Source organism: uncultured Campylobacter sp. (genome assembly GCF_937890585.1).
In the GTDB taxonomy this organism is placed as follows: domain Bacteria; phylum Campylobacterota; class Campylobacteria; order Campylobacterales; family Campylobacteraceae; genus Campylobacter_A.
The window spans coordinates 1-6,745 of sequence record NZ_CALACG010000083.1 but is presented as its reverse complement, the minus strand read 5'-3'; the positions used below and the strand labels follow the sequence as shown (position 1 = coordinate 6,745).

General features: G+C 42.7%; 7 protein-coding genes. 2 read left to right on the top strand and 5 right to left on the bottom strand.

Annotation, left to right across the window (positions count from 1 at the left end; translation table 11 throughout):
• From Q0296_RS02350 to tig, 5 genes are all read right to left on the bottom strand, one after another.
• Positions 1-1,234, bottom strand: a 1,234-nt coding sequence (locus Q0296_RS02350) for a YifB family Mg chelatase-like AAA ATPase (protein WP_298036090.1), incomplete at its 3' end; no start/stop codon positions are given.
• A complete protein-coding gene (def, locus tag Q0296_RS02345; RefSeq protein WP_298036089.1) occupies positions 1,231-1,749 on the bottom strand; it encodes a peptide deformylase in 519 nt (172 codons plus the stop codon). The genes Q0296_RS02350 and def, both read right to left, overlap by 4 nt.
• A 1-nt stretch (position 1,750) precedes the next feature.
• On the bottom strand, positions 1,751-2,785 hold the full coding sequence (locus Q0296_RS02340) for a diguanylate cyclase (protein ID WP_298036087.1): 1,035 nt from the start codon (positions 2,783-2,785) through the stop codon (positions 1,751-1,753).
• 8 nt (positions 2,786-2,793) lie between these two features.
• A complete protein-coding gene (gene clpP / locus Q0296_RS02335; RefSeq protein ID WP_004317374.1) occupies positions 2,794-3,384 on the bottom strand; it encodes an ATP-dependent Clp endopeptidase proteolytic subunit ClpP in 591 nt (196 codons plus the stop codon).
• On the bottom strand, positions 3,384-4,715 hold the full coding sequence (tig, locus tag Q0296_RS02330) for a trigger factor (protein WP_298036086.1): 1,332 nt from the start codon (positions 4,713-4,715) through the stop codon (positions 3,384-3,386). Before tig ends, clpP begins: the two co-directional genes overlap by 1 nt.
• A 126-nt stretch (positions 4,716-4,841) precedes the next feature.
• Here tig and folE point away from each other — a divergent pair, with 126 nt between their 5' ends.
• Both folE and fliI read left to right on the top strand, forming a co-directional pair.
• Positions 4,842-5,414: a GTP cyclohydrolase I FolE gene (gene folE / locus Q0296_RS02325; RefSeq protein WP_004317386.1), complete on the top strand. Its 573-nt coding sequence runs from the start codon at positions 4,842-4,844 to the stop codon at positions 5,412-5,414.
• Complete coding sequence (gene fliI, locus Q0296_RS02320) at positions 5,411-6,718, top strand: flagellar protein export ATPase FliI (protein ID WP_004317323.1); 1,308 nt, start codon at positions 5,411-5,413, stop codon at positions 6,716-6,718. Before folE ends, fliI begins: the two co-directional genes overlap by 4 nt.
• The last annotated feature ends 27 nt before the right edge of the window (positions 6,719-6,745 follow it).

Sequence of the window (6,745 nt, the reverse complement as noted above, 5' to 3'; positions counted from 1 at the left end):
GCTGTGAGCTTAAACTTGCCTTGTCATCTGGCGAGCTCTCATCCATCGCGACTTTTAAGTCTATGCGGTCAAGCACTGGGGCTGAAATTTTGGCTTTGTAGTTTTTTATCTCGTTTTCACTGCATTTGCAGTTTAGGTTGCGTGAGAATAAATTTCCACAAGGGCAGGGATTTTGTGCGGCTACGAAGATAAATTTGGTCTCGTAAGTCACTTTTGAATTTACCCTTGCGATGTGGATTTGATTGTCTTCAAGTGGCTCTCTTAGGCTTTCTATTACCTGTTTAGGAAAGTGTGGGAACTCATCAAAAAATAGCACTCCGCCATTTGCAAGTGCGATCTCGCCGATCTTTGCGACGTTTGAGCCACCGCCAAAGATCGAGCTTTTTGTCGAGGTGTGGTGCGGCGAGCGAAAGACTCTAGTGCTTGTAAATTCGCTATCTTGCAAATTTAGCGAGCGGTAGGCTGCGGATTTTAGCACCTCTTCTAGGCTTTGTGGCGCCATGATATAGACGAGGCGTTTTGCGCACATGCTCTTGCCGCTGCCTGGGCTACCTTCAAATAGGATATTGTGCATGCCAACGGCTGCGATGACGCAGGCTCTTTTAGCTCTTTCTTGACCCAAAACGTCCTTAAAATCAAGCTCGAAGTTTAAATTTGGAACATATCTTTTGCCACCAATTTCTATCACATTTGAAAATAGCTCGTGCGTGGCGCTAAAATGCGTGCTTTTAGCAAATTCTGCGTCACTAAAAAACTTGATCGCCTCTTCTAGTGTGCTAACGCCATAAACCTCTAAATTTGGTATCATCGAGGCTTTGGCGGCTATCTCACTAGGCACTAAAATTTTTGCCTTTTGCACCTGCGTGCTTAAAAAAAGCAGGATTGAAAACAAATTTGCCGTGCTTTTTACACTGCCGTCAAGTCCAAGCTCGCCAAAAACAAAAATTTTCTCCAAGCTTTTTGCTTTTTGAAGAGCGATGAGAAGCGCGATACTTAAATCAAAATGCGAGCCGCTTTTTGGTAGGTCTGAGGGGGATAAATTTATGGTTATTTTTTGCGCTGGAAAGGCAAAGTCAAGCGCTAAAAGTGCCGCCTTTACGCGCTCTGTACTCTCTTTGATACTTGTGCTTGCAAGACCCACGATACTAAAGCCAGGAAGCCCACGCGAAAAGATAGACTCAACATCAATGATCTTTAGTCCGTCGCCGTATGTAGCACATTTTAGGGACTTCATGATGTCTTTTCTTTTTTTTGCTTTTTGTATTCCTTGTCGAATTTTTTGCGTTTGTTAAAGCCTATTTTTTCTATAAAAAGATGTCCGTCTAGGTGGTCATTTTCATGTTGGATAGCGATCGCTAGTAGCCCGTCAGTTTTTAAGGTCCGCTCTTTGCCAAAGCGGTCTTGAAATTTAATGCTAACGACCTCACTTCGCTTAACGTCCTCGTAGTAGCCAGGCACGCTAAGGCAGCCCTCTTGATAGACGCACTCGCCCTCACGTAGCTCAAATTTTGGGTTTATGATCTCGATTAAATTTTCTTTATCTTGCACACCCTCTTCGTTGGCTAAATTTATGATGAAAATTCTCTTTGCAACGCCTATTTGTATAGCTGCAAGACCGATGCCTTCTTTTGCGATCATCGTCTCGTACATATCATCAAGAAGTTTGTGAAGCTTCTCATCGAAGACTTCGACCTCTTTTGAAATTTCATAAAGTTTTTTATTTGGATAGGATAAAACTTCTAGGATCAAACTAATTCTCTGCTTTCTCGTCTAAAAATAGTGGCTCATTTAGGTCTTGGTTGGTCTCTAGCTTGTCAAGTGCGTGAGATAGCAGCTCTTCGGTGCTCTTTGTCTTTGAGATCATGCTTGAGACGATCTGCACATCTAGTTTGCACTCTTCGTTGTCGATCTTCCATGGCATAGATGAGAGCATGTTTAAAATTCTAGCGCACGCTTGCTTTGTGCCGTTTTCGTCGGTGTATTTCATCACCATAGCAAAGCAGCCATCGCCGTAGTGTGCGACTATATCGCTCCTACGTGAGGTTCTTAAAAGAAGTTGCGACATGCTTTTAAGCATATTATTTCGCTCTTTTAGGTTGCTGATGCGATTTGTAAATTTATTTTTTACTTTTACCATTAAAAACGATGCATTGTAGTTGTATCTTTTAACGGCCTCAACTTCACTTTGGATGGTGGCTAGAAAGAATTTCTTGTTATAAACCTCATAGCTTGTGTCGTAAATAGATTGTTCTTCGATGGTTTTAAACATCTTGCCTATTTCTTCATAGCTTATTTTAATCACATCGAGATGTTTATCCATGAGGTCGTTTAGTTTGATAAGGTCTTGGTTAAAGGCGCTTAGGACATTTTGCAAAGCAAGTATATTGGTGTTTGTTTTAAGTGCCTCCATGCGCTTTTGTACTAGGCCTCTCATAACATTTAAATTTTTATAGATTAGCACAACCGCTTGAAGCATGCCTTTTATCTGGATAAAGCCTTGTTTGATCTCTTTTTCGATAGAGATGTTGCCATTTGTAGGCACCGAGCTTTCAGAATTTGCCACGATGATATCGCCGATCTCTTTTCTAAATTCTTCAGGTTGATTATCAAGCATCTTTTCAAAATAGATAGAGTAGTTGTTTGGCGTAGATGGGACGTTGTCGCCGCTTAGTTCGTTTAAAACACCCTCTGAAAATTTATAGATATTTGCCTTTTCTTTTTTAATGGAATGTTTTGGTTCAACCGCTTTTCTCTTTGGTTCTGGGGCGTTATCTATCTTTATCACTTTAGGCCTTACTTAAAACTTTTCTCCAAAATTTTATCGACAAGTCCGTACTCTTTAGCTTCGGCTGAGCTCATAAAGAAGTCACGCTCAGTGTCTTTTACGATCTTGCTTAGCTTTTGGCCTGTATTTTTTGCCAAAATTCCATTTAAAATTTCTTTTAAACGTAAAATTTCACGTGCTTGTATCTCAATATCAGTCGCTTGTCCTCTAGCACCGCCAAGTGGTTGGTGTATCATGATACGAGAATTTGGCAGCGCATATCTCTTTCCAGGTGCGCCACAGCTTAGCAAAAATGCACCCATACTAGCGGCCTGACCGATGCAGATCGTGCAAACATCTGGCTTTATGTAGTTCATCGTGTCATATATGCTAAAGCCACTTGTTATCACGCCGCCTGGTGAGTTTATGTAAAGGTATATATCTTTATCTGGATCTTCAGCCTCTAAAAATAGCAGCTGAGCGACGATAGAAGCAGCCATGCCGTCCTCTATCTCGCCACTTAGCATAACGATCCTGTCTTTTAAAAGACGGGAGTATATATCATAGCTTCGCTCACCTCTGCTAGTTCTTTCAACTACGACAGGAACGTAATAGCTCATTATTCAGCCTTCTCTTTTTTGCTTGCTTTTTTCTCGTCTTTCTCTTTGTTGAAAAGCTCGCTAAATAGCTTCTCTTCGATCATCGACATCTTTATAGCTGGAAGCATGCCTTGGTTGCGGTACATCTCAAGGTGCGCTTTTGGATCTTGACCGCTTCTATATGCCTCAAAATAGATCGCTTGAACGACCTCTTGATCGCTCACTTTCACGCCTCTTACGCGAGCTAGCTCATCTATGATGAAAGTTAGGCGAACGCTATTTTCAGCGTCTTTTCTATACTCGTCACGTTTTTTAGCTAGAGCGTCTTTGTCCTCTCTAAATTTCTTCATATCATCTGGAGTAAATGAGCTCCATGCGTTTCTAAACTGCATATCGATCTCTTGCTCGACGATATTTTTTGGCACGTCAAATTTAAATTTCTCAACCGCAGCTTCAGCAAATTTTGGTTTTAGCTCTTCGTTTATAAGCTTATAAATTTTCTCTTGGCGAATTTGCTCTTTTATGCGCTCTTCAAGTAGCTCTTCAGTTGGTTTTTCTTCATTTGGAAGGATAGTTTTTAGCATCTCTTCGTCTAGTTTTTCAGGGATATTTCTCTCTTGAATTTCATGAAGTTTGACTTTAAAAACAGCGTCTTTGCCAGCTAAATGTGCAGCGCCATAGTTCTCTGGAAATTTAACCTCGATATCTTTTTCGCCGCCAGCTTTTATGCCTACCATGCCATCTTCAAAGCCTGGGATGAATTGATTTGAGCCGATCTCAAGCACGTAGTTTTCAGCCTTACCACCTTCAAATGCAACGCCATCAACAAAGCCTTCAAAGTCAAATTTAGCAAAATCGCCAACTTTTAGGCCTCTTTTGCTCTCTACTTTTTCAAGTGGAGCTATCATTTTTAAAAGTTCAGCTTTTTTCTCATCGATATCTTTTTTCAAAACGCGTGGGTTTGAAAACTCAGGTATCAAGCTCTCATAGCCACTCACATCGACGCTTGGTTTAAATGATACTGTTAGCTCAACGTCGATCTTGTCATCTTTTTTGTCAAATTTTGAAACGATAGGCTCGCCGATAAGGTCGTCATTTTTCTTGCCTGCTTGTTTGATAGCCTCTTCGACTACATCTCTTAAGACATCTTGCTCAGCGTCGTTTGTTAGCTCTTTCTCGTAGCGTTTTAGCACGACAGCGACTGGCACATGGCCTTGTCTAAAACCATCTACTTTCATAGTTTTTGCTGCTTTTTTTGCTAGTTTTTCTACGCTAGACTTTATAGCATCTGCACTTACAGTCGTGCTTGCTAGGGTATTTACGCTATCTAGAGCTTTTGTTTTGATTTCCATCGAATTCCTTTATGAATACAAATTTTTAGCCCAAAATATAGCAGAATTTTCCTTATTTCATTGTAAATTATAGATATAAAAGGCGTTTTAACGTAGAATTTGGCGATAAAATTATGGAGAAAATTTATGCAAGAGAGTTTTGAAAATTCAGTTAAAAATATGCTAACTATCATCGGTGAAGATCCAAACAGAGAGGGGCTTATCAAAACCCCAGAGCGCGTTTATAAAGCTTTTAAATTTCTAACTAGCGGATACGATCAAGACCCAAAAGAAGTCCTTGGTGACGCTCTTTTTACTAGCTCAAACAACGAGATGGTTTTAATGCGAAACATCGAGTTTTACAGCCTTTGTGAGCACCATTTGCTGCCAATAATTGGCCGTGTGCATGTGGCGTACATCCCAAATGGCAAGGTCGTTGGCCTTAGTAAAATTCCACGCATGGTAAATATCTACGCCAGACGCCTACAAATTCAAGAGCAGATGACCGAGCAGATCGCAAAGGCGCTTGAGGACGTTATCGCTCCAAAAGGCGTTGGAGTAGTCGTCGAGGCTAGGCACATGTGCGTTGAGATGAGGGGAGTTGAGAAGATAAACTCGACTACCACGACTTCGGCGCTTAGAGGCTGCTTTATCAAAAACGCAGACACAAGGCGGGAGTTTTTTTCGCTGATAAATTCGCCTAGGGAAACGCATTTTTGAGCTTAGAGCGTATAAATTCAAGGCTTAAAGAGGGCGTGAAGCTCTCAAATACCTTCGGTGTCATCACAAAGATCACAGCTACTACGATAGAGATCACCGGACTTCGCCCAAGTATCGGCGACATCGTGCGCATAGTGGCAAAAGACAAGAGCAAAAACGGCCTTGGCATGGTCACGCAGATAAAGACAGATGGCGCTTATATCAGTCCATTTGGCTTTGTCGAGGGTTTTAGGATAGGCGACTTTGTCTATGAGAGCGATCAGGGCATGAGCATACCAGTGGGGCCAAATTTACTTGGTCGCGTGGTCGATCCATTTATGAAGCCAATTGACGGCAAGGGGGCGATCGATACGACTGAATATATGCCGATCATGAGAGCGCCCATAGATGCGATGAAAAGGGGGCTTATAAACGAGCCTTTTAGTGTTGGCATAAAGACGATAGATGGGCTGCTTACTTGTGGCAAGGGGCAAAAGTTGGGGATTTTTGCAGGTTCAGGCGTGGGCAAATCAACCCTCATGGGCATGATCGTAAAAAATACTCTAGCTCCCATAAAAGTAGTCGCGCTAATAGGCGAGCGTGGCCGTGAGGTGCCTGAATTTATCGAAAAAAACCTAGGCGGCGACCTAGAGGGCACGGTAATCATCGTAGCGACAAGTGATGATAGCTCACTCATGCGAAAATACGGCGCCTTTTGTGCGATGAGCGTGGCTGAATACTTCAAACAGCAGGGCAACGACGTGCTTTTCATCATGGATAGCGTGACACGTTTTGCGATGGCGCAGCGTGAGATCGGCCTTGCGCTTGGCGAGCCACCGACCTCAAAGGGCTATCCGCCAAGCTCGCTCACACTCTTGCCACAGCTAATGGAGCGCGCCGGCAAAGAGGAGGGCAAGGGCAGTATCACGGCGTTTTTCACCGTGCTAGTCGAGGGCGATGATATGAGCGACCCGATAGCTGACCAAAGCCGCTCTATCCTAGACGGCCACATCGTGCTAAGCCGCGAGCTAACGGACTTTGGCATATACCCACCTATCAATATCCAAAACTCGGCCTCGCGTGTCATGGGCGACGTGATCGGCAAAGAGCACAAGCTAAATGCGATGAAATTTAAGCGCCTTTACTCGCTTTTAAAAGAAAATGAAGTTTTACTTCGCATCGGCGCATATCAAAAGGGCAGCGACAAGGAGCTTGACCTTGCGATCTCGAAGAAAGAATTTATGGAGAGCTTTTTAAAACAAAGCTCAGAAGAGGCCTTTGCGCTTGAAGAGGTTGAAGAGTTGCTTGATAAGATCAATCAGTAAATTTCTCTATAAATTTGACTACTAAAA